This window comes from Desulfocurvibacter africanus subsp. africanus DSM 2603 (genome assembly GCF_000422545.1).
GTDB classification, from domain to species: Bacteria; Desulfobacterota; Desulfovibrionia; order Desulfovibrionales; family Desulfovibrionaceae; genus Desulfocurvibacter; species Desulfocurvibacter africanus.
In genome coordinates this window covers 142,586-163,376 of the sequence record NZ_AULZ01000008.1, presented here as the reverse complement: position 1 = coordinate 163,376, position 20,791 = coordinate 142,586, and the positions used below count along the sequence as shown (strand labels likewise).

At 62.3% G+C, this 20,791-nt stretch carries 18 protein-coding genes; 11 read left to right on the top strand and 7 right to left on the bottom strand.

The annotated features are described in order from the left end of the window. Positions 1-8: 8 nt before the first annotated feature. From H585_RS0106260 to H585_RS0106250, 3 genes are read left to right on the top strand one after another with little or no spacing between them, the layout of a single operon-like run. Entirely contained in the window at positions 9-929 is a 921-nt protein-coding gene (locus tag H585_RS0106260; protein ID WP_027367194.1) for an ABC transporter substrate-binding protein, read from the top strand. Between the two features lie 11 nt (positions 930-940). Continuing rightward, complete coding sequence (locus H585_RS0106255; protein WP_027367193.1) at positions 941-1,678, top strand: ABC transporter ATP-binding protein; 738 nt, start codon at positions 941-943, stop codon at positions 1,676-1,678. Next, entirely contained in the window at positions 1,678-2,448 is a 771-nt protein-coding gene (locus tag H585_RS0106250; protein WP_027367192.1) for an ABC transporter permease, read from the top strand. The genes H585_RS0106255 and H585_RS0106250 overlap by 1 nt, the downstream gene beginning before the upstream one ends. A 373-nt stretch (positions 2,449-2,821) precedes the next feature. On the opposite strand, the gene H585_RS0106245 is transcribed toward H585_RS0106250, so the two are convergent. From H585_RS0106245 to H585_RS23005, 4 genes are read right to left on the bottom strand one after another with little or no spacing between them, the layout of a single operon-like run. Next, positions 2,822-4,603 (bottom strand): N-acetylmuramoyl-L-alanine amidase, encoded by a 1,782-nt coding sequence (locus H585_RS0106245; RefSeq protein WP_027367191.1) that lies wholly within the window; start codon positions 4,601-4,603, stop codon positions 2,822-2,824. 1 nt (position 4,604) lies between these two features. Next, positions 4,605-6,431 carry a glutamine--fructose-6-phosphate transaminase (isomerizing) gene (gene glmS / locus H585_RS0106240; RefSeq protein WP_027367190.1) on the bottom strand — a complete coding sequence of 609 codons (1,827 nt, stop codon included), beginning with the start codon at positions 6,429-6,431 and terminating at the stop codon, positions 4,605-4,607. 52 nt (positions 6,432-6,483) lie between these two features. Next, a complete protein-coding gene (locus H585_RS0106235; protein WP_027367189.1) occupies positions 6,484-7,122 on the bottom strand; it encodes an XTP/dITP diphosphatase in 639 nt (212 codons plus the stop codon). A gap of 17 nt (positions 7,123-7,139) precedes the next feature. Next, positions 7,140-7,424 (bottom strand): hypothetical protein, encoded by a 285-nt coding sequence (locus tag H585_RS23005; RefSeq protein WP_138708167.1) that lies wholly within the window; start codon positions 7,422-7,424, stop codon positions 7,140-7,142. 363 nt (positions 7,425-7,787) lie between these two features. Here H585_RS23005 and rimO point away from each other — a divergent pair, with 363 nt between their 5' ends. The 3 genes from rimO (at position 7,788) to sppA (ending at position 11,997) form a co-directional block, all read left to right on the top strand. Continuing rightward, a complete protein-coding gene (gene rimO, locus H585_RS0106225; RefSeq protein WP_027367187.1) occupies positions 7,788-9,104 on the top strand; it encodes a 30S ribosomal protein S12 methylthiotransferase RimO in 1,317 nt (438 codons plus the stop codon). Between the two features lie 231 nt (positions 9,105-9,335). Next, entirely contained in the window at positions 9,336-11,108 is a 1,773-nt protein-coding gene (locus H585_RS0106220; RefSeq protein WP_005989084.1) for a 30S ribosomal protein S1, read from the top strand. Beyond that, positions 11,080-11,997 (top strand): signal peptide peptidase SppA, encoded by a 918-nt coding sequence (gene sppA / locus H585_RS0106215; RefSeq protein ID WP_027367185.1) that lies wholly within the window; start codon positions 11,080-11,082, stop codon positions 11,995-11,997. The genes H585_RS0106220 and sppA overlap by 29 nt, the downstream gene beginning before the upstream one ends. Positions 11,998-12,047: 50 nt before the next feature. Here the strand turns inward: sppA and H585_RS0106210 are convergent, their stop codons facing one another. The 3 genes from H585_RS0106210 to mnmL all read right to left on the bottom strand — a co-directional run bounded on the left by H585_RS0106210 (position 12,048) and on the right by mnmL (position 14,106). After that, positions 12,048-12,392: a TraR/DksA family transcriptional regulator gene (locus H585_RS0106210; RefSeq protein WP_014259685.1), complete on the bottom strand. Its 345-nt coding sequence runs from the start codon at positions 12,390-12,392 to the stop codon at positions 12,048-12,050. A gap of 27 nt (positions 12,393-12,419) precedes the next feature. Continuing rightward, positions 12,420-12,902: a methylated-DNA--[protein]-cysteine S-methyltransferase gene (locus tag H585_RS0106205; RefSeq protein WP_027367184.1), complete on the bottom strand. Its 483-nt coding sequence runs from the start codon at positions 12,900-12,902 to the stop codon at positions 12,420-12,422. 226 nt (positions 12,903-13,128) lie between these two features. Further along, positions 13,129-14,106, bottom strand: coding sequence for a tRNA modification radical SAM protein MnmL/YtqA (mnmL, locus tag H585_RS0106200; RefSeq protein ID WP_027367183.1), 978 nt, complete (start codon positions 14,104-14,106; stop codon positions 13,129-13,131). 165 nt (positions 14,107-14,271) lie between these two features. On the opposite strand from mnmL, the gene H585_RS0106195 reads away from it, so the two are divergent. The 5 genes from H585_RS0106195 to rodA all read left to right on the top strand — a co-directional run bounded on the left by H585_RS0106195 (position 14,272) and on the right by rodA (position 20,744). Continuing rightward, positions 14,272-15,309: a rod shape-determining protein gene (locus tag H585_RS0106195; protein ID WP_005989074.1), complete on the top strand. Its 1,038-nt coding sequence runs from the start codon at positions 14,272-14,274 to the stop codon at positions 15,307-15,309. A gap of 175 nt (positions 15,310-15,484) precedes the next feature. Further along, positions 15,485-17,182, top strand: a complete 1,698-nt coding sequence (mreC, locus tag H585_RS0106190; protein WP_027367182.1) for a rod shape-determining protein MreC — start codon at positions 15,485-15,487, stop codon at positions 17,180-17,182. Beyond that, positions 17,179-17,646 (top strand): hypothetical protein, encoded by a 468-nt coding sequence (locus H585_RS0106185; RefSeq protein ID WP_005989070.1) that lies wholly within the window; start codon positions 17,179-17,181, stop codon positions 17,644-17,646. Before mreC ends, H585_RS0106185 begins: the two co-directional genes overlap by 4 nt. Further along, complete coding sequence (gene mrdA / locus H585_RS0106180; protein WP_027367181.1) at positions 17,630-19,642, top strand: penicillin-binding protein 2; 2,013 nt, start codon at positions 17,630-17,632, stop codon at positions 19,640-19,642. Before H585_RS0106185 ends, mrdA begins: the two co-directional genes overlap by 17 nt. Beyond that, positions 19,629-20,744, top strand: coding sequence for a rod shape-determining protein RodA (gene rodA, locus H585_RS0106175; protein ID WP_027367180.1), 1,116 nt, complete (start codon positions 19,629-19,631; stop codon positions 20,742-20,744). Before mrdA ends, rodA begins: the two co-directional genes overlap by 14 nt. The last annotated feature ends 47 nt before the right edge of the window (positions 20,745-20,791 follow it).

Sequence of the window (20,791 nt, the reverse complement as noted above, 5' to 3'; positions counted from 1 at the left end):
GCCCGAGCATGCGCAGCCTGACGGCATCCATCGCCATTGCCTTGATCCTTTTCATGTCCGCGACCTCGGCCGGAGCAGCGACCATCCGTTTCGGCGTGCTGCCGGTGCTGGACACGCTGCCGCTGCAGGTGGCCGCGCGCGAAGGGCTTTTCGCCGCCAAGGGGCTGGACGTGGAGCTGGTCAGCTTCATGAGCGCCCTGGAGCGGGACACGGCCATGCAGACCGGCCGGCTCGACGGCTACTTCGGAGACCTCATCGCCACGCTCCTGTTGGTCAAGACCGGCGCGCCCTTGCGGGTGGTGTCCATCGCCTACGAGTCGCGCCCGGACCAGCGCATGTTCGGCCTCGTCACTTCTCCACACAAGGCTGGCCTGACCCTGGGGACATTGTCCAAAAATTCAGTGAGCATCTCGCGGGCGACCATCATGGAGCTGCTCCTGCAGCGCATGGAGGCGGCCTACGCCATCCCGGCCGGGGCCTTGGTCCCGCTGGAAGTCAAAAAGATCCCCATCCGCATGCAGATGCTGCTGGCCGGCGAGATCGATCTGGCCTTGCTGCCCGAACCGCTGCTGTCCCTGGCCGAGTCCAAGGGCGGCACTGTGCTGGCAACGGACCAGAATCTGGCCATGCCGCTCACGGTGCTCTGTTTGGCCGATCGGCTGGCTGCCGACCGGGCCACGCTGGACAGCTTCCTGGCAGCCTACTGCGAAGCCCTGCGGCGCATCGCGGCCGAGCCAGAGAATTATCGCAGGCTCATGGCCGAGACGGGTCGCATCCCGCCAGAACTCAGGGATTCCTTCCCCATGTACCGCTATCCCGACCCGCGCCTGCCCACGTCCCAGGAGATCAAGGACGTGCAGGACTGGATGCTCGCCAAGGGCCTGCTCGCTCAGCCCATCCCTTACGCGCGGCTCGTGCCCGCCAGCTAGGCCGCGCTGCCATGCTGGAAGCCAGGCGACTCGGTAAACGCTTCTCGGGCGGCCGTGAAATATTGCGCGACGTGTCCCTGCGGCTTGGCCAGGGCGAGAGCCTGGCCGTGCTCGGGCCTTCAGGCTGCGGCAAAACCACGCTGCTGTATATGCTTTGCGGTCTGAGTCGGCCCGACATTGGCGAGGTGATGCTGGACGGCAAGCCCGTACGCAAGGGTATCGGCGATGCCGCCATCATCTTGCAGGACTTCGGCCTGCTGCCCTGGAAGAGCGTGCTGGACAACGTGGCCCTGGGGCTGAAGATCGCCGGAATCGGACGTGCCGAGCGCAACGAGCGCGCCCGAGCCGGCTTGGTCGAGGTAGGCTTGGAAGGCCGTGAGCGCGACTGGCCCGCCTGTCTTTCGGGCGGCGAACAGCAGCGCGTGGCCATTGCGCGGGCCTTTGTCATGAGCCCGCGCGCGCTGTTGCTGGACGAGCCGTTCTCATCCTTGGACGCCATCACTCGCGAGAAGTTGCAGGCGACCCTTCTGGCCATGTGGAGAAGGCGGGGGGTGCCCTACGTGCTGGTGACGCACAGCGTGGAGGAGGCCGTCTACCTGGGCGGGCGCATCCTGCTCCTGGCCGGCGACCCGGCCGGTGTGGCCGGCAGCTTCGACAACCCCGGCTTCGGCAGCGAGGGCTACCGCAACAGCGAGGAATTCTATGGCTTGGTGCGCCGGGTGCGCGCTGCCATGGAGGAGCTGTTCTGATGCGCTCGTGGCGGTCCCGCGCGGCCAAGATCGGCCGCTACCTGCTGGCTCTGCTGCTGCTTGGGTTGGCCTGGAAGGCCCTGGCCGAGGTGCTGGGCTCCAGCGTGCTGCCGCCGCCCGAGGCAGCCTTGGCCGCCTTTGGTCGCGACGCGCTCACGGCTGCTTTCTGGCGACACTTCGGGACCAGCGCGTATCGGGCCGTGTCGGCCATGCTGCTGGCCTGGTTGATCGCCTTTCCGCTGGGCATCCTCATGGGCGGCAGCCGCCGCATCGACGCGCTCCTGTCGCCCTTCGTGTCCCTGACATATCCCATCCCCAAGATCGTGCTCCTGCCGATCTTCCTGCTCCTGCTTGGTCTGGGCGACGCCTCCAAGATAGCCATGATCGCGCTCATCCTGGCCTACCAGATCCTGGTCACGACCCGCGACGGCGTGCGCGGCGTGCACCACAAGCATATCGACTCGGTGACTTCCCTGGGGGCAGGCAAGTTACGCGTGTTCCTGGATGTGCTGCTGCCCGCGGCCCTGCCGCACGGCTTCACGGCCCTGCGCCTGGGCACGGGCGTCAGCGTGGCAGTGCTGTTCTTCGTGGAGTCTTTCGCCACACAGACTGGCCTGGGCTACCTGATCATCGATTCGTGGGGCAGTCTGGATTACCTGCGCATGTTCAGCGGCATCTTCGGCATGTCGCTTTTGGGCGTGCTGCTCTACGAGGGAACGGACCTGCTGGAGCGCCTGGTCTGCGCTTGGCGCTACCAGGGACGGCGCTGAGACGTCTTAGAGCATTTTGCTTTTGAAAATGCTCTGCAAGCCATGCGTCGGCATGGCTTGCCGCTAGCTTCGGCGTAGGCGCAATTCACTTGCGCCGTCAACGCCGAAGCGGGCGTCTTAAAAGCAATCTGCTCTAGAGAACACAACCTTTTCAAATCCTATGTAGTTGGCTCTACGTCGAGATGGCCGGTTGACTCGGGCCGTCCTGGCCCTCGCCCTGCGGGCGTCATCCAAGGCGGCGACGTCCAATAGTGCTGTCCTGCACTATTGTCCTCCGGCCGTCTCGGAATGCGGGGTCCAGGGGGCCGAGTTCCCTGGTGGGTGAGGGTTCGGGAGAGGGCAAAGCCCTTTCCCGATTCATCCGCGAATTGTCTTACAAACTCGCGTAGCGCTCGATCTTCTTCTTGTATTCCAGAACGCCCTGCACGATGCCGTCGGCCAGCATGTCCTGGTAGCGCGGGTTTCTGAGCCTGTTCGCTTCGTTCTTATTGGTCAGGTAGCCGGCTTCCACGAGGATGGAGGGCATCTTGGCGCCCATGAGCACATAGAACGGCGCCTCGCGCGTACCGTGGTCCTTCAGGTTGTAGGACCTTTTTACCGAGGCGATAGTGGCGCTTTGCACGAACTTGGCCAGGTCCGTTGACTCACGCACCTTGGAGTTGAGCATGAGGTCGGTCAGGATGACTTGCAGGTCCGAGATGCGCTTCTCCGAAACCGCGTTCTCGCGCGCGGCCACGCGCACGGCATCCTGTGTCCTGGCCAGGTTCAAGGAGTATGTCTCCAGGCCGTGGATTTCAGTTTTGCGGTTGGCGTTGACGTGGATGGACACGAACATGTCGGCCTTCTGCACGTTGGCCATGGCCGTGCGCTCTTCCAGGGGGATGAACACGTCCGTGGTGCGCGTGTAGATCACGTTGAAGCCCTTGGATTTAAGTCGCTGGCCCACCTTGAGGGCCAGCGAGAGCACGATGTTTTTTTCCTTGAGGCCATAGGCCACGGCCCCCGGGTCCTTGCCGCCGTGGCCGGCGTCGATCATGACCGTATGCACCGTGAGCCCCAGCTGCTCGATCAGCTCGCCCACCGCCCCCGGAGATGCGGATACGGCAAGGGGCACGTCTCCGGCCGCCGCGCCCTGCACGGGCTTGGCCTGGGCCAGCGCCTGGGGCTTTCGCTCCGTCGCATAGACGTCCACCACTACCCGGTAGGGATCGGGCAGGGTGAATACGTGGTAGTTTTGGAGATCCTGGAAATCGAGCACCACGCGGGCCACGTCGGGTTGATTCTGCGCCGCGCGGATGCCGGAGAGGATGCCGTCGCTCACACTCAGGGTGCGCGCGGGGCCTCCGGCGAGTTTGGTCGACTGCAGGTCGATGAACAGTCGGTGCGGCAGACCCTGGGAGGCGTTGGGCTGCAGCAGCTGATAGCGAAACTCGACTTCGGCGTCCACGTCGATGACCACGCGCGTGTAATCGCTGGAACTGCGATGGCGGATGTCGTTCAGGCTGGCAAGCCCTATGGTCTTCACTTCGGGCCGCACCACGCCCGAGGCCCTGGCCGAAGGCGGGCCGGACATGACCGGCTGCAGGGCCGGGGCTTGCGGTGGCAAGCCGGCGTTTTTTCGGTCCAGATCCAGGAGCATGGCCTGGGCCTGCGCGTGCATGTCACCTTTCTTGTGGTTGTGCACGATAAGCAGCAGGTCCACGTAGGCCAAATCCTTCTCGCCCAAGCGTTCCAGATTGATTTTGGCCTTGCGCAGAAGGGAGTCGTCGGTCCAGGCATGATTCGGAAAGCGCGTGGACATGCGCTGGAAATAGTCCACGGCCCTGATGAAATCGTCCTTGCGGTTGGAACGCAGGCCCAGCTCTTCATGGACCCGGCCCAGATAGAAGAGGGATTTGGGAGCGTAGGAGCCTTCGGGATCACCGGCATATGCTCGGCGGAAATGCTCCTCAACCTGGGACCATGCGCTGCGCTGGCTTGCCTTGTCCTGGTTCTTGAGCAGGGAGTGGAAGGCGTGCCAGCCGGCCTTATAGCTCGTTGCCGCCGTGGCTGCCCAGGCTTGACCGTTGCCTGGCCAAGTCATGAGCAGGTTCAGCAAAACGCAAAGAAAAATGGCCGGGATGAGCCGCGGCGCGAACGGTTCCGGTACGCGCATGTTATTCCACGGTGACGCTCTTGGCCAGGTTCCTGGGCTGGTCCACGTCCTTGCCCAGGTAGTCGGCCACCTCGTAGGCGAAGAGCTGCAGGGCCGGTAGGGCCAAAAAGGCGTTCAGCGGGCCCCAGACCTCGGGCAGCAGCCAGGGATGATCCACGCTCAGGTCCAGGCCGGGGTGGGTGAGGGCGATGATCTTGCCGCCGCGCGCCTGCACCTCGATGAGGTTGGACTTGACCTTGGGGTAGAGGGCGTCGTTGAGCGCCAGGGCGAACGTCGGGAATTTCGGGTCCACCAGGGCGATGGGGCCGTGCTTCATCTCGCCGGAGGCATAGCCCTCGGCGTGGATGTAGGAGATCTCCTTGAGCTTGAGCGCGCCCTCCAGGGCCAGCGGGTAGCACAGGCCGCGGCCCAGGTAGAAGAAGCTCTTAGCCTCGGAGTAGGTGCGCGCGAGGAAGCGGGCCTTGTCGCGCATGGCCGGCAGGCTGGCCTCCAGCACCTCGGGCAGGCCCAGCAGGCCGCGCATGGCCTTTTTGCGCTCGTCGTCGGCCATGAGCCCCTTGCGCCGGCTCCAGTACAGGGCCAGCAGCGTGAGCAAAGTCAGCTGGCTGCACATGGCCTTGGTGGAGGCCACGCTGATCTCCGGGCCGGCCTGGGTGTAGACCACGTAGTTGGACTCGCGGGCGATGGTCGAACCCACCACGTTGCACAGGCCCACGACCTTGACGCCCTGCTCCTTGGCCAGACGCAGGCCGGCCAGGGTGTCGATGGTCTCGCCTGACTGGCTGATGGCCAGGACCATGTCCTCGGGCTCCAGGATGGGCTGGCGGTAGCGGAATTCGCTGGCGATCTCCACGTTCACGGGCACCTTGGCCCAGGACTCGATGAGCTGCTTGCCCCACAGGCCGGCGTGGAACGAGGTGCCGCAGGCCACGATGTGCAGCCGCTTGGGCACGGGCATGGCATCGAGCTCGGGCAGAGACACCTCGTTGGTGGCGTGGTCCACGCGGCCCAGCAGGCAATCGTGGATGACACGCGGCTGCTCGAAGATCTCCTTGAGCATGAAATGCTTGTAGCCACCCTTTTGGGCCGACTGCACGTCCCAGGTGATGGTGTGGGTCTGCTTTTCCACGGGCGCGAGCGTGGCGGCGTCCATGACCTTCCAGGAGCCGGCGTCCATCTGCACGAGTTCGCCGTCCTCCAGAAAGACCACTTCGCGCGTATAGGGCAGAAAAGCCGGGATGTCCGAGGCCAGGAAGATCTCTCCCACGCCAAGGCCCATGACCAGCGGGCTGGTCTGGCGCGCGCCCCAGATTTGACCGGGGTGGTCCTTGTGCATAACGACGATGGCGTAAGCGCCTTCGGCCCGTGACAGGGCCCAGGAGATGGCCTCGGGCACGCTCGCCTTGTGCGTGAGCCCTTCGGCGATGAGGTTGGCCAGCACCTCGGAGTCGGTGTCCGAGGAGAAAGTGTAGCCCGTGGCCGCGAGCTCGGTCTTGATTTCCTGGTAGTTCTCGATGATGCCGTTGTGCACGAGCGCCAGGCTGCCCTTGCAGTCGAGGTGCGGGTGGGCGTTGCGCTCGCTCGGGCTGCCGTGGGTGGCCCAGCGCGTATGGCCCATGCCGTGGGTGGCGTTCATGATGTTGCCGGCCTCGGGCACGGCCTTTTCCAGCTCCGCGAGCTTGCCGGGCTTGCGCACCACGCGCAGCGCGCCGCCCTGGGGCACGGCCAGCCCGGCGGAGTCGTAACCACGGTATTCCAGGCGCTTGAGGCCTTCGAGGATGACGGGAGCCGCGGGCCTATGCCCGCAATAGGCGATGATGCCGCACATGATGCTGCACTCCAGGGAGTGATAGGGTTCGCTGATTGAATACGCTCAAGCCTCAGCCCTCCGTTGCTCCTTGGGAGCCCGGTGAGGCTGAAATCTTTTTCCAAAAATCGGGCCAAATATCCATGAGCTTGCGCAGGGCTCTGCCCCGATGGCTGCGTGCGTTTTTTTGTTCCGGACCGAGTTCGGCCGCCGACATGCCAAGTTCGGGGTCCAGGAAGAGTGGATCGTAGCCGAAACCGCCCTGGCCCTTGGGCTTTCGGGCTATCTCGCCGTCCCAAGTGCCACGCGCGGTTACCGTGGCTCCGTTGGGAGCCACGGCAGCCACCACGCATACGAAATGGGCGGAGCGGCGCTCGGGCGGGACCGTGGCCATCTCGCGCAGGAGCTTGGCATTGTTGTCCGCGTCGGTGGCGCGTTCGCCGGCGAAGCGGGCCGAGTATACGCCCGGCGCGCCGGCCAGGGCGTCCACCACCAGGCCCGAATCGTCGGCCAGAGCCGGCAGTCCGGTGGCTTGGCATACCGCCCGGGCCTTGATGAGCGCGTTCTCCTCGAAGGTCTTGCCTGTCTCCTGGATCTCGCCGATCTCGGGAAAGGCGTCCAGGCCCACGACTTCGACATCCAGCGGTCCGAGCATGGCCGACAGTTCGGCGATCTTGCCTCGGTTGCGCGTGGCCAGTACGATTTTTTGCACGCTGCCCCCCAAATTCGTTATGCGCCCGGGTCTTCGTCAGTGACAGCGGGCATGCTCAGGACCGGGCGCAGGGACAAGACTCGCTTGGCATCCATGCCCAACCGGCTTTTCTGCGCCATTGCATTGGCATTCATATCGCCGGCGTGGCCTTGGGTGGGCCAGACGAAATTGTACTCGCTCGCCATACGGGCGCGCTTGGTGATGTCGCGGCGCTTCTCGACCATATTTGTCAACTCGCCCTTGGCGTTAAAGCCTGGAAGGGTGTAAAGTTTGAGGTCTTGCAGCCGGCTCAGCGTGTCCACTAGGGAGTGCATGGCCTCGGATTTGGCGCCGGTAGGCAGTTGGCCTGGAAGGGACAGGGGCCGCCCGTCGCACAGGGATTCTCCTTCCTCGCGGAAATGCCGGCCGGGTGTCTTTGGGAGACATCCCTTGCGGGCACAAAAATTGCGGTTGCAGTCAGAGGTGATGCTCGGCGATTGAATCATTGGAAACCGGCGTCCTTGACCACAATCCAAGGCGCTACAGTGTAGCAGTGAAAGGCTTGGGGAATCAAGTGTAGCCCTATTGCGGGTGCGGACCATGGCTGTGGCCCAGGAGAGCATGAAAAGCCTTTGCAGCCCGTGGGACATGATGTAAAAAAATCTCTTTTTGAAAGCAGGCCAAACATGCCAACCCTAAAAATATACAGTGTAAGCTTGGGCTGTCCCAAGACCCGCGTGGACTCCGAACGGCTGCTCGGCGCTCTGGGCAAGGTGTGCCCCGTGGACAAGCCCGAGGATGCGCAGCTTATTTTTATAAACACCTGCGGATTCATCCGGCCCGCGGTGGAGGAATCGTTGCAGGCCGTGCTCGACGCCGCTTCGGCGGCCGGAGAGGCAGACGCCCGGAACCGGCCGCTTTTGGCCGTGGCCGGCTGCCTGGTCAGCCGCTATGCCGGCGAGCTGTCGCCGGAGATGCCCGAGGTGGACTTGTGGCTGCCCCTGGACGCCATGGACCACTGGCCGAGCATGGTCTCCGAAGCCTTGCAGCGCCGGGGCCTGGCGCAGGGGCCGGAGCTCGCGGCTTGGCCGGCGCGTTTTGGCGGACCCGTCAGCTACGCCTACCTCAAGGTCAGCGAGGGCTGCTCCCACGCATGCTCCTTCTGCACCATCCCGTCGATCCGCGGAAAGTTGCGCAGCGAGCCGGCGGATCGGTTGCTGGTCGAGGCGCGCATGCTCCTGGACAGGGGCGTGAGCGAGCTTGTGCTCGTGGCTCAGGATTTGACCGCCTACGGCCGGGAGGCCGAGGGATCCGATGGCCTGATCCGCTTGCTGGAGCAATTGCTGCCGCTGTCCGGCCTGGCGCGCCTGCGTCTCATGTATCTCTATCCCGCCGGCCTTACCGACGAGCTGCTTTCCTTTCTGCGTACGGCCGGAGCGCCTCTGCTCCCCTACTTCGACATTCCGCTGCAGCACGCGCACCCCGAGATCCTTTCGCGCATGGGGCGGCCTTTCGCCCGCGATCCCTGGCGCGTGCTGGACCGCGTGCGTGAACGCTTCCCCGAGGCGGCCATACGCACGAGCCTTATCGCCGGCTTCCCAGGCGAAACCCAGGAACACTTCCAGGCCCTGCTGGATTTCGTGCGCAAGGCGCGCCTGACCCACCTGGGAGTTTTTCCCTACTGGCCCGAGGAAGGCACCGCAGCGGCGGGCATGGAAGGCCAGGTGGACGAGGATATCAAGCAGGAGCGCGTGCGCCTGCTCATGGAAGCCCAGGAGGAAATCAGCGAGGAGCTCATGGCCGGCTATGTCGGGCAGGAATTGGACGTGCTCGTGGACGAGCCGAGCCCTGATTGGCCGGGCCTGCACATCGGACGGGCTTGGTTTCAGGCCCCGGAGGTGGACGGCGTGGTCTATGTGAGCGGGCCGGGAGTGGCCCCTGGGCGCACGGTCAAGGCCATGGTGGAGGAGGCAGGCGCGTACGACCTGTCGGCATTGGCGTAGATCAATCAATAGTTCATCCCGTCGAGGCAATACGCTCCCTGGATTTTATTTGACCATCGTCGCGTCCCGACCCATGTGCCGCGCTGACGTTGCCCCGACACGAAAACCGACGGGGCATGCTGCGAACACTGGAGGGAGAAAACACGGCCAGAGGCCAGAGCCGGAGTTGTCATTACGATTCCGTTCTGGTATTGACACGTAAATTTTCGTCAGAGGAGCCTGGAGGTATCTATGACAAACGCAACTCAAAGCATGGAAAAAACAGTAACCCACGGCGGCGACGCCGACTTTGCCGAGAACATCGATTTCGCCTCGGCCCTGGACAACTACCTGAATGAGGACTTCGGGGCCATCGAAGACGGCAACATCGTCTCCGGCGAAGTGGTCAAGATCGACACCGACCACGTGCTGGTGGACGTCAACTTCAAGTCCGAAGGCCAACTTCCCATTGGGGAGTTCACCGATAGCAACGGCAATGTGACCGTGAAGGTCGGCGACAAGGTAGACGTCTTCGTGGTGCGCAAGGACGAGGTCGAAGGCACCATCGTCCTGTCCCGCGAGCGTGCCCAGCGCATGAAGCTCTTCGACAAGCTCGAGGACGTGCAGGAAGGCGACAAGACCATCAGCGGCCGCATCATGCGTCGGGTCAAGGGCGGTTACACCGTGGACCTTGGCGGCGTGGAGGCTTTCCTGCCCGGTTCGCATGTGGATCTGCGCCCCGTGCCCGACATGGACGCGCTGGTTGGCAAGGACTACGAGTTCCGTGTCCTGAAGATCAACCGTCGCCGCTCCAACGTCATCGTCTCCCGCCGCGTGCTCCTTGAGGAGCAGCGCGAGCATATGCGCAAGGAGCTGCTGGAGACGTTGTCCGAGGGTCAGGTTGTCACGGGCAAGGTCAAGAACATCACCGAGTACGGCGTGTTCGTCGACCTCGGCGGACTGGACGGTCTGCTGCACATCACGGACATGTCCTGGCGGCGCATTCGCCATCCCAAGGAAATGGTCGGCCTGGGCGACGAGCTGGAGCTCAAGGTCCTGTCCTTCGACAAGGACAACAAGAAGGTCTCCCTGGGCCTCAAGCAGCTCGTGCCCGATCCCTGGGAAGACATCACCAAGAAGTATCCCGAGGGCGCCAGGCTCAAGGGCCGCGTGACCAATCTCGTGGACTACGGCTCCTTCGTGGAGTTGGAGCCCGGCGTTGAAGGTCTGGTACACATCTCCGAGATGTCCTGGACGCGCAAGCTGCGCCATCCTTCCCAGATGGTCCATCCCGGCGATGAGGTCGAGGTGGTCGTGCTGGGCGTGGACCCGGACAAGAAGCGCATCAGCCTCGGCATGAAGCAGATCAAGCCCAACCCGTGGGATCTGGTGGCCGAGAAGTACCCCGAGGGCACCATCCTCGAGGGCACCATCAAGAACATCACCGAGTTCGGCCTGTTCATCGGCATCGAGGATGGCATCGACGGCCTGATCCACGTCTCGGACATCTCCTGGACCAAGAAGATCCGCCATCCCGGCGAGATGTACAAGGTCAGCGACACGGTGCAGGCCAAGGTGCTGACCGTGGACAAGGAGAACGAGAAGTTCACCCTGGGCGTCAAGCAGCTCAACGAAGATCCCTGGAACGAAGTCCCCGGCAAGTATCCTGTCGGCGCCACGGTCAAGGGCATCGTGACCAACATCACCGACTTCGGCCTGTTCGTCGAGGTCGAGGAAGGCATCGAGGGCTTGGTGCACGTTTCCGAGATCAGCCATAAGAAGGTCAAGAATCCGGCCGAGCTGTTCAAGGAAGGCGTGGAGATCGAAGCCAAGGTCATCCACGTGAGCGCTGACGAGCGTCGGCTTGGCCTGTCCATCAAGCAGCTCAAGGAAGAAGAGGAACGCAAGAAGCCACGCGAATTCCGCACCACAAGCGGCGCGGATACCGGCGGCAGCACCCTGGGCGACCTGATCAAGCAGAAGCTCGAGGACGCCAATGCCGAATCCAGCGGCGACGAAGGCTAGTTTTAGCCAGCGCCACCCGATTCTCTTCGGTCTTATGCTCCTAGCGGCGGCCATGGCCCTCTTCGGAGGCGCCATGGCCGCCTTTCATCTTCTCCCGACAGGCGAGTTTGCCGGCGCACGCCTCGGTGTCGTGAGGGTGGAGGGGCTTATCGTCGGGTCCGAGGATCTGGTGGGCTGGATCGGTGAGTTGGAACGCGATGATTCCATAAAAGGCGTATTGCTGCGCATAGACTCGCCTGGCGGCGTGGTGGCTCCGAGCCAGGAGGTTTACGCCGCCGTACTCCGCCTGGCCGAGCGCAAGCCCGTGATAGCCAGCATGGGCGCCGTGGCCGCCAGCGGCGGATATTATATCGCGGCCGCAGCCCAGGAAATCATGGCTAATCCCTCGACACTTACGGGTTCCATCGGTGTGCGCATGGAGCTTCTCAACATTCGGGCCCTGGCCGAAAAGGTCGGCCTGTCCCAAACGCTCATCACAAGTGGCGAGATGAAAGGCGCAGGCACTCCGTTCCGGGAGATGAGCCCGCGCGAACGCGAATACCTCACGGCCGTGGTCATGGACATGCATGACCAGTTCGTGAGTGACATTGCGCAAGCTCGGGGCATGGAGCGCGAGCAGGTGGCCGCCCTGGCCGATGGCCGGGCCTTCACCGGTCGCCAGGCGCATGGGCTTGGCCTGGTCGATCATCTGGGCGGCATGGAAGATGCCATGGACTTGTTGCGCGAGAGGTGCGGCCTTACCGGTGAAACGCCTGTGCTGGAAGGCCCGATCGAAGAAAAGAGCCTGTTGCTCCGTGTCCTCTCCGCCGCCATCATTGAGCCGGCTTCCGAGGCTGTTTCCGAAATGACTTCCGCAATCAGCGCGCCGCGCTGGGTATTCCTCTTTTGACGGCAAACGGCCCCGGCCCGCAAACGCGGACCGGGGCCGCCGCCGTAAGCCTAGCCTTGGACCATCTGCGCGCAATGCACGCAGAAGCGGGTCTCCGGCATGGCCATGAGCCGCTTGATTGGAATCTTCTCGCCGCATTCCTCGCACAGGCCGAATTCAGGGCTGTCGATGCAGGCCATCACGCGCCTGAGCCCGATTAGCCTGGTCATGGCGGATTGAAGCGCTGCTTCGTTGACCGCCCGACTGGCCAGCCCGCCCATGCGCCCAAGCCTTCCCACGGAACAATCCGGGGTCTCGGGCGCGGACAGGGTCTTAAGTTCTTCCACATGGACTTCCAGTCCACGCATATCGTCGATAATCCGGTTCTTAAGCGTTGCCTTTTCCATAGGCAGCATGGCGGTACCTCCCTCGAAAGGTACAGACTAACCGCTCTGCGAAGTCTGTTCAAGGTCGAGGAGGAATTTTTTCATTGCAATGCCCGGCCCGAAGCCGGTCAGGTTTCCGCCCGTCCCGATGACCCGGTGGCAGGGCACTACCAGGGGCCAGGGATTGGTGGCCATGACTCGGCCCACCGCTCGGGCAGCTCCGGGCCTGCCGACGAGGGACGCTAGTTGGCCATAGGTCGTGAGCTGGCCATGCCGCACGTCCTTAGCCAGGGTCTCACTCACTTCGCGACGGAAAGGAGTTAGTCCGTCCATGGCGAGCGGCAGCTCGGGCCACTCCACGCGCTCGCCGGCCAGGTAGCGGGTCAACGTTTGGGCCAAGGCGCGCCCGTATCTGCTTGTAGGTTCAGGACCGGATGGGGCGTCAGGGCCTGCCCAGTCCAGTCCAATGGCCGCAATGCTATCCGATTCCCAATGTAGGGACAGGCATAGCGGTTTTGAGATGATGACTTCGAAGCTCATGGGCTCTCCTTACTCCACGCGGTCACCGTGCCGTGTGCGCTGGGGGGGCAAGTGCGCAAGAACCGTCGGCTTGACCGTCAAAAATATGAAGCCTGGGCCGACGATACCCTGCGAGTTGAGTTTTCATGGAGGACGGCATGGACACCACTAGGGTGATATGTCTAATAAACGTGGACGTCTTGGTCTTTAAGTAGTTGGCATGGATGAAACGGTTGTCAAGGCATGGTCATTGCAGCGTTGACGGCAAGCCGTGGGTGTGGTCGAACCAGACCGGAATGCCGGTTTGGGCGCCGACCGCTTTACCCTGCCAGAGATCTCGATTGGTCAGCTCCTCGCGAATGCGCGTGAGCAGGGCGGATTTATCGCCCGCCCAGTCGGGGGCGACTAGTTCGCCTGGGGCGGGATCGGCCTGGAGGCGGTGTACGACCATGTCCGGCCGGGTTTCTGCAAGGGCTAGGCAGAGCATGGACACGTAGCGCGAAGGGGTGAGGGGGGAATACTTACCGGTTCTCCACATCGTCTCCAGGGCCGTTTCCCGCAACACGAGCAGGTTGTGGAACTTGATGCCGCGCACAGGCAGGGCGCTCACGGCTCTGACCGTGGCCAGGAACTCGGTTTCACCCTCGCCTGGCAGCCCGGCCATGACATGGGCGCAGACCTTGAGTCCGAAAGTGGCGGCCTGCTCCACGGCCGAGGCGAAGCAGGCAAAGTTGTGGCCACGGCCGATTCGTGCGAGGGTTGAGTTGTCGGATGACTGCAGTCCGATATCCAGCCACGTTTCGGGGATGCCGGCCCTGGCGAGGATGGCCAGTTTTTCCCTGTCCAGGCAGTCCGGTCGAGTGCCTACGCTGATGGCCGCAAGTCCTGGCAATACGCTGATCTCTTTCAGGAGATTGGCGAGTCGGGCGGCTGGTCCGTAGGTGTTGGAGAAGGACTGCAGGTAGGCAATGAGGGAAGGTGGGGCTGCCTCATCCGCTTGGCCGGGAGTCTTGCGTGAGGCAAGCCGGGCCCACTGTTCAGACAGGGACAAGCCGCTTGTGGCCAAGCCTGTGCCCGAGCCGCGCGCATTACAGAATGCGCACCCCTGGCGGGATATGCTCCCGTCACGATTCGGGCAGCCGGAGCCAGCGTCCAACGGTATCTTGCGCAAGCGCCTACCGAAGCGCTGCCGTAAGTAGGTGGCAAGGCTATAGATTCTGTTCATGGCCGATGCTCCTTCCCGGTAGTCTCTTGTGGCCGGCCGTTAATGCGTACAGTGGCAACCGGCTATATTTTCCCTGGCTGTTGACAATGTGGCCCTTTTGAAAAAAGAAGGCCTTTGCAAACCTTAAGACCCACTAAGTTTCACCGTATCGGGAAGCGAGGCGATATGTCGAAAGTCTTCGATAAGGCCCTGGGCTATTTTTCCAACGACCTGGCCATTGACCTTGGCACGGCCAATACCCTCGTCTATGTTAAGGGTAAGGGCATAATGCTCGATGAGCCGTCGGTGGTCGCCGTCAAGGAAGACAGCCGCGGCAAGAAGGTGCTGGCCGTCGGGCATGAGGCCAAGAAGATGCTCGGCCGCACGCCTGGGAATATCGTGGCGATCCGGCCCATGAAGGACGGCGTCATCGCCGACTTCGAGATCACCGAGGCCATGCTGCGCCATTTTATTTCCAAGGTGCACAACTCCAGGCGGCTGGTCCGTCCGCGCATCATCATCTGCGTGCCCACGGGCATTACCCAGGTGGAGAAGCGCGCCGTCAAGGAGTCGGCTCAGAGCGCCGGAGCGCGCGAGGTCTATCTCATCGAGGAGCCCATGGCGGCTGCCATCGGCGCCGGGCTGCCCATCACCGAGCCTACTTCCAACATGGTCGTGGACATCGGTGGCGGCACCACCGAGGTAGCGGTCATCTCTTTGGCCGGCATCGTCTACTCCAAGTCGGTACGCGTTGGCGGCGACAAGATGGACGAAGCCATCATGCAATACGTCAAGCGCAAGTACAACATGCTCATCGGTGAGTCCACGGCCGAGATCGTCAAGAAGACCATCGGCTCGGCTTTCCCCAACGCCATCGACGGCAGCATGGATCTCAAGGGCCGCGACCTGGTGACCGGCATACCCCAGAACATCACCATCACTTCCGAGGAAGTGCGCAAGGCCATTGCCGAGCAGGTGGACGCCATTCTGCAGGGTGTTCGCATCGCACTTGAGCAGACCCCGCCCGAGTTGGCCGCCGACATCGTGGACCGCGGCATCGTGATCACCGGCGGCGGCGCACTGCTGCACGGGCTTGATCAACTCCTGCGCGAAGAGACCCGCTTGCCCATCACCGTGGTGGACGAGCCGCTCAAGGCCGTGGTTCGCGGTTCCGGCATCGCCCTCGACGATCTGGATACGTATCGGGAAGTCTGCGTCGATTAATCCGTCCCGGCCGGGAGGGACCATCTTCCGGTGCAGGGCTTGGCAGGGGCTGCTCTGGAGCAGCCCCTGCGCGCCCTTACTCCAGTAGCTGGGGACGGCGGAAGTTGGGGGCCGGGAGGCTGCTTCCAGGTCCCCTGTAGCTGCGGTTCATCCTTCAACTCGTGGTCGGTTGCCCATGCGTGCAGGCTTCGTTTCAAGGCGAATCTTTCTCCTGTTGCTCATCGCCCTGTTCCTGTACCTGAGCTTGTACACCTGGAACCTGCGCTACGGTTATCTCGACCGTCTCTCGGAGATCACGGGCCTGGAGATTGCCGGCACTCTTCTGCGGCCTGGCAACTGGGTTGCGGACGAGGTCAGCCTGCGCTGGCGACGTTACGTGCACCTGGTGGACGTGGAGCAGGAGAATGAACGGCTGCGGACGGCATTGGCGCGCATGGCTTTGGATATGGCCCGCCTGCGCGAGGACTCGGCCAAGGCCAAACGCCTGGAACACATCCTTGAGTTCAAACCTCCCGAACAGTGGCAACGTCAGGGGGCAAGAGTCATCGCCCATCGCCTGGGCCCCATCGGAACCCTTGAGACATTTTTGGTGGATAAGGGCGCAGGCGACGGCATATACGATGATGCGCCGGCCATAACCGCGGATGGCGCGGTGGGCCGCATCCTGCGTGTCTCGCCGAATAATGCCACGGTGCTTCTGTTGAGTGACCCCAATAGCCGTATACCCGTGCAGGGCCGTGATTCGCGCACGACGGGCGTGCTCATGGGCCATGGCCAGGGTGAGCCGCTCAGCGTCAACTATGTGCCGCTTAACGAGCCTATCGAGGTGGGTGAGATCCTGGTCAGCTCCGGCTTGGCGCGCGTATTCCCCAAGGGTGTTCCCGTGGCTCGCGTGGTCACTGTGGAGCGTTCGGACATCTCCCTGTTCAAGACCGTGCTCGCCGAACCGCTGGTGGACGTCCGCAACCTGGAAGAAGTTCTTCTGCTTACCAGGCAGGTCGTTGCGGAACCCGAAACAGGAGTAGCCGAAGCCGTAGCGCCTTCGACGCCTGCGGCGAAAGGCGGCTCGGCTGGCATTTCCCAGCCCAAGGGCGCCACGCCCCACAACGCGCAGAGCCAAAAGCCAGCTGTAGCCCAGCCCCAAGCTACCCACAAGCAGGCTGAGCAAAATCCTCCGGCAACGCAGAAACGCGCTACGCCCGCTGCCCAGACCAAGCCGGCGAGGCCTCAAGCGGATCAGGCCTCGAAGCCGCAAGGCGCGCAAACGGACGTGTCTCCGGCTGCCCTAACGCGGAAAGCTCAGGACAGTCAGGCTCCTAAGCCCCAAGCTGCGCAAACGCCAAGGTTTCAGGATGCCCAGGTGCGGAATCCGTTGCCTCCAAAGGCCGTGGAGCAGAGCGCACAGGCGGCCCAGGAACGCACACCGCTCGTCCGGGAGGCCGCCTCCAAGCCGCAGGCCGCGACCACGCAGCCGCAAGCGCAACCCAACCCGGCCCAGCCCGTTCCAGCTCAAGCCGCTTCGAAAGAGATAAAGAGCACGCCGGTCGCTCGAATTCCCGCGCCCGAAGCAACGACCGGTCCAACAGGAAATCCTCAGCCTCCCACCTCGACCCAGCAGCCAGAGCCAAACGCCAATCAGGTAGCGACACCTGCGACGCAAATTATTTCGATTCCCGAGGCCCAGCCCAAGGAGATGGCAGGTCAGACCGCCCCGGCGCAAGCTCAAGAGCGCTCTCCGCAGTTAACTGACAAGGTTGAGGGCCCGACAGCCCAATCGACCTGGCCTCCGGCCTTGCAGTCGCCTCCGGTTTCGGCCCCAACCAGTCCTCAGCCTGCCCCAGTCAGCCAATCGGAACCAGCGGAGCAGCCATGAGCGCGGTGGTTTTCTGGGTGGCTTTCGGAATGCTCGGGGTGTGGATTCAATTCTTCGCACCCGGGCTGGACGCCTTGGCTCCGGGCTTGGTGGTCAGTCTGCAGCGCGAGCATTGGACGCGAACCTTTTGGTTGCTCCTGGCTTGGATACTCGTGCAGGAGGGAGTAGGCTCCATGGCCTTCGGCGGGGTGGTCATGCTCTATGGGCTGCTCGTCGGGGGCTTCATACTAGGGTGCAGGCTCTTCGATGAAGCCAACCCCTTATTCATGCTTATCCTTGGACTCGGATACAGCCTGTTGCTCATTGTAAGCCAATATATATTGGCCGGGCTACAAGACGTGCTCCTGCCCTCCCGTCCGCTGCTGCATGTTTTCCTGGCGCAGAGTCTCTATTTTGTCGCGGCATGGTTCATAGCCCATAGTCTTTATGGTCGAAAGGTGGTCAGGCGTGTCCGTAGCTTATGAGCCGGAGGGACAGCAGCCTCCACGCCATGGGCTCATCCTGCTCCAGGCGCTCATCATGGCCCTGTTCTGCGCCTTTGCCCTACGATTATGGTACCTGCAGGTGCACAAGGGCGAACAGTTCGCGCAAAAGGCCCGCGAGAATCGTCTGCGGCAAGAATTCGTCTACGCGCCTCGCGGCCTCATCTACGATCGTGACGGAGTGCTCGTAGCTGTAAACGAGCCCGCCTATGCGCTGGGGCTAATCCGGGAAGACGTAGCCGATATCGAAAAGACCCTGGCCCAGGTTTCGGAGTGGACCGGTCAGGACATCGCCGAACTGCGCACCGTTTACCGGCAAGGCCGCAAGAAGGTGAAGCCTTTCGACCGTATCATCCTCGCCCCGAACATTTCCTTTGACCTGCTTTCCAGCATCGAAGCTGGCTCGCATCGTTGGCCTGGGCTTGAAATCATGGTCCGTCCGCGCCGAAATTATCCTCAAGGACCCCTGCTCTCCCAGATTCTGGGCTATGTGGCCGAGGCAAACGATGAGGAAATCACGCGCGACCCCGACCTGCAGCTTGCCGACACCGTGGGCAAGCAGGGCCTCGAATATGTTCTCGAGTCTCAGCTGCGTGGCCGCAAGGGGCTGCGGCAGATGGAGGTGGATGCCTCGGGTCGGCTGCTCAACGAGAGACAGGTCAGTCAGCCTAGCTCGGGTCAGAGTGTGACCATGGCTATCGATTTGGATCTGCAACAGTTCGCCACGGAGGAGATGGAAAAGCTGGGTCATGCGGGCGCGGTAGTCGTCATGGAGCCCTTCACGGGACAGGTCTTGGCCATGGTTTCCACCCCGACTTTTGACAATAACGCATTTGCTTCGGGTCTATCGACGGAGCAGTGGGCCGCCCTGCGCGACGATCCTCGGCATCCTTTGCAGAACAAGGCCACCCAGGGCGTATACCCTCCAGGCTCCACCTTCAAGTTGCTTGTGGCTCTGGCCGGCTTGCACGAGGGGATCATCGACCCGAGCGAGACGGTCTTCTGCGGCGGAGAAATGAAGCTTGGAAGGCGCGTGTTCCGTTGTTGGAATAAGCACGGCCACGGCCGCGTGGACTTGAAGCGCGGCCTGGTGGAATCATGCGACGTCTATTTTTATGAAATGGGCAACCGGCTTGGCGTGGATCGGATGGAAGCCTTTGCCAAGGCCTCCGGGTTCGGCTCCACTACGGGCATAGACCTGCCTCACGAGAAGGGTGGGCTCATACCCAGCCGGAACTGGAAGCTGCAGCGCTTCGGCGAGCGTTGGCAGGGTGGCGAGAATCTGAATTTCGCCATCGGCCAGGGCTACACGCTGGTCTCTCCGCTACAGTTGGCGCGTTTCGTGTCCTCTCTGCTTAACGGCGGTTTCCTGCTCAAGCCCTTGCTTGTGGATTCGGACGAGCCGGTAGTGCAGGGACGACTGCTTGCCACTGCTCAGCAGATCAAAATGGTGCTGGATACCATGGTGGCCACGGTGGATATGGATCGAGGCACTGCCAGGCGTTTGCGGCGGCCCGATGCGCGCATGGGCGGCAAGACGGGCACTGCGCAGGTGGTCAAGCTCAAGACCGAGGATCGGGGCAAGAAGACCGAGGAGATCGCTTACGAATTCCGCGACCATGCCTGGCTCGTAAGCTGGGGCGTGAAGGACGGCAGGGCCGTGGTAATTGTATGCCTGGTGGAGCACGGCGGCCATGGCGGCGAGGCGGCTGGTCCCGTGTCCCGCGCCATCTACGACTACCTTTTTGGCCCGCTTGGCGGAACCTCGACGACCATGGACAACTGGCCTTACATTGCGAGTGTTGAGCCAAATCCCTTGGATAAGTATGCCATTCCCCTCCAAATTGTCCCCAAAACAGCCGCAAAGGCAGGTAAAACCGGCAAATCCGGCAAGCTTGCAGCTCCGAAGTCAATGACGCAACCCGTGGGCCTGGTCTCTGCCGACACGACGGAGGGTGCAAATAGTGTCTCCCGTTGATCGCCGGATGCTTCTGTATATAAACTGGGGGTTGGTTGGCCTTACGCTCATCCTCTTCGGCCTTGGCTTGCTCAATCTCTATTCCGCGAGCGGCTTTCGGCTGGAACAGGGCATGGAGGTCAACACCTTCTACCAGAAGCAGCTGATATGGGGAGCAATGGGCTTCTTCGCCATGCTTCTGTTCATGATCTTCGATTACCGGCACCTGAAGATCACGGCTTGGCCCCTGTTCTGGGTCACGCTTATACTGCTCATTTGCGTTATGTTCTTCGGCAAGGTGGTGTACGGCGCACGGCGCTGGCTCGACCTGGGTTTCTTCAACCTGCAGCCGAGCGAACTGGCCAAGATCAGCACTCTCATTATCGGAGCCAGATTGCTTTCCCGTGAGTCCGGCCTTCTCTCATGGAGCAGGCTCTTCCAGGTCCTCTTGGTGGGCCTGCTGCCGGCGGGGCTCATTATCCTTCAACCTGACCTGGGTTCCGGCCTCAACGTTCTGCTGCTCCTGGGTGGGATTATCCTGTACCGCGGGCTGAAGCCTCTCATCCTCAAAGTCGCCGCGGTTGTGGTGCCCGCAATGCTGCCTCTAGGATGGTTCTGCCTCCATCCATATCAGAAACAGCGCATTCTGACCTTTCTGGACCCCACGAATGATCCTCTAGGATCGGGCTACCACATCATTCAATCCACTATAGCCATAGGCTCCGGCCAGATCTGGGGTAAAGGCTTTTTGGGCGGCACCCAAAGCCAGCTGCGCTTCCTGCCGGAGAAACATACGGACTTCGCCGTGGCCGTGTTCGGAGAGGAATGGGGTTTCATCGGCAGCATGCTGTTGCTGGCATTATTCTGCATGTTTCTGTACCAGGTTTGCGTTACTGCGCGTGACGCCAAGGACCGTTTTGGCTCCTTTCTGGCAGCCGGGGTGTTCTTCTATTTCTTCTGGCAAATCCTAATCAACATGGGTATGGTTTTGGGGCTCATGCCCGTGGTGGGCATACCCCTACCTTTCATCAGCTACGGCGGTAGCGCGACAATAGTGAACTTCAGCCTCATCGGGCTGGTGCTTAACGTAAGCATGCGGCGGTTCATGTTTAAGCAAAGTTGATCGTACCACAAAAAAATAAGCGAGACGAACAACATATGTTCAGCAAG

Bases quoted from the DNA above. Each gene is read 5' to 3' on its own strand.
- H585_RS0106260 (WP_027367194.1), top strand. From the start codon at position 9: ATGCGCAGCCTGACGGCATCCATCGCCATTGCCTTGATCCTTTTCATG.
- H585_RS0106255 (WP_027367193.1), top strand. From the start codon at position 941: ATGCTGGAAGCCAGGCGACTCGGTAAACGCTTCTCGGGCGGCCGTGAA.
- H585_RS0106250 (WP_027367192.1), top strand. From the start codon at position 1,678: ATGCGCTCGTGGCGGTCCCGCGCGGCCAAGATCGGCCGCTACCTGCTG.
- H585_RS0106245 (WP_027367191.1), bottom strand. From the start codon at position 4,603: ATGCGCGTACCGGAACCGTTCGCGCCGCGGCTCATCCCGGCCATTTTT.
- glmS (WP_027367190.1), bottom strand. From the start codon at position 6,431: ATGTGCGGCATCATCGCCTATTGCGGGCATAGGCCCGCGGCTCCCGTC.
- rimO (WP_027367187.1), top strand. From the start codon at position 7,788: ATGCCAACCCTAAAAATATACAGTGTAAGCTTGGGCTGTCCCAAGACC.
- H585_RS0106220 (WP_005989084.1), top strand. From the start codon at position 9,336: ATGACAAACGCAACTCAAAGCATGGAAAAAACAGTAACCCACGGCGGC.
- sppA (WP_027367185.1), top strand. From the start codon at position 11,080: ATGCCGAATCCAGCGGCGACGAAGGCTAGTTTTAGCCAGCGCCACCCG.
- H585_RS0106210 (WP_014259685.1), bottom strand. From the start codon at position 12,392: ATGCTGCCTATGGAAAAGGCAACGCTTAAGAACCGGATTATCGACGAT.
- H585_RS0106205 (WP_027367184.1), bottom strand. From the start codon at position 12,902: ATGAGCTTCGAAGTCATCATCTCAAAACCGCTATGCCTGTCCCTACAT.
- mnmL (WP_027367183.1), bottom strand. From the start codon at position 14,106: ATGAACAGAATCTATAGCCTTGCCACCTACTTACGGCAGCGCTTCGGT.
- H585_RS0106195 (WP_005989074.1), top strand. From the start codon at position 14,272: ATGTCGAAAGTCTTCGATAAGGCCCTGGGCTATTTTTCCAACGACCTG.
- mreC (WP_027367182.1), top strand. From the start codon at position 15,485: ATGCGTGCAGGCTTCGTTTCAAGGCGAATCTTTCTCCTGTTGCTCATC.
- H585_RS0106185 (WP_005989070.1), top strand. From the start codon at position 17,179: ATGAGCGCGGTGGTTTTCTGGGTGGCTTTCGGAATGCTCGGGGTGTGG.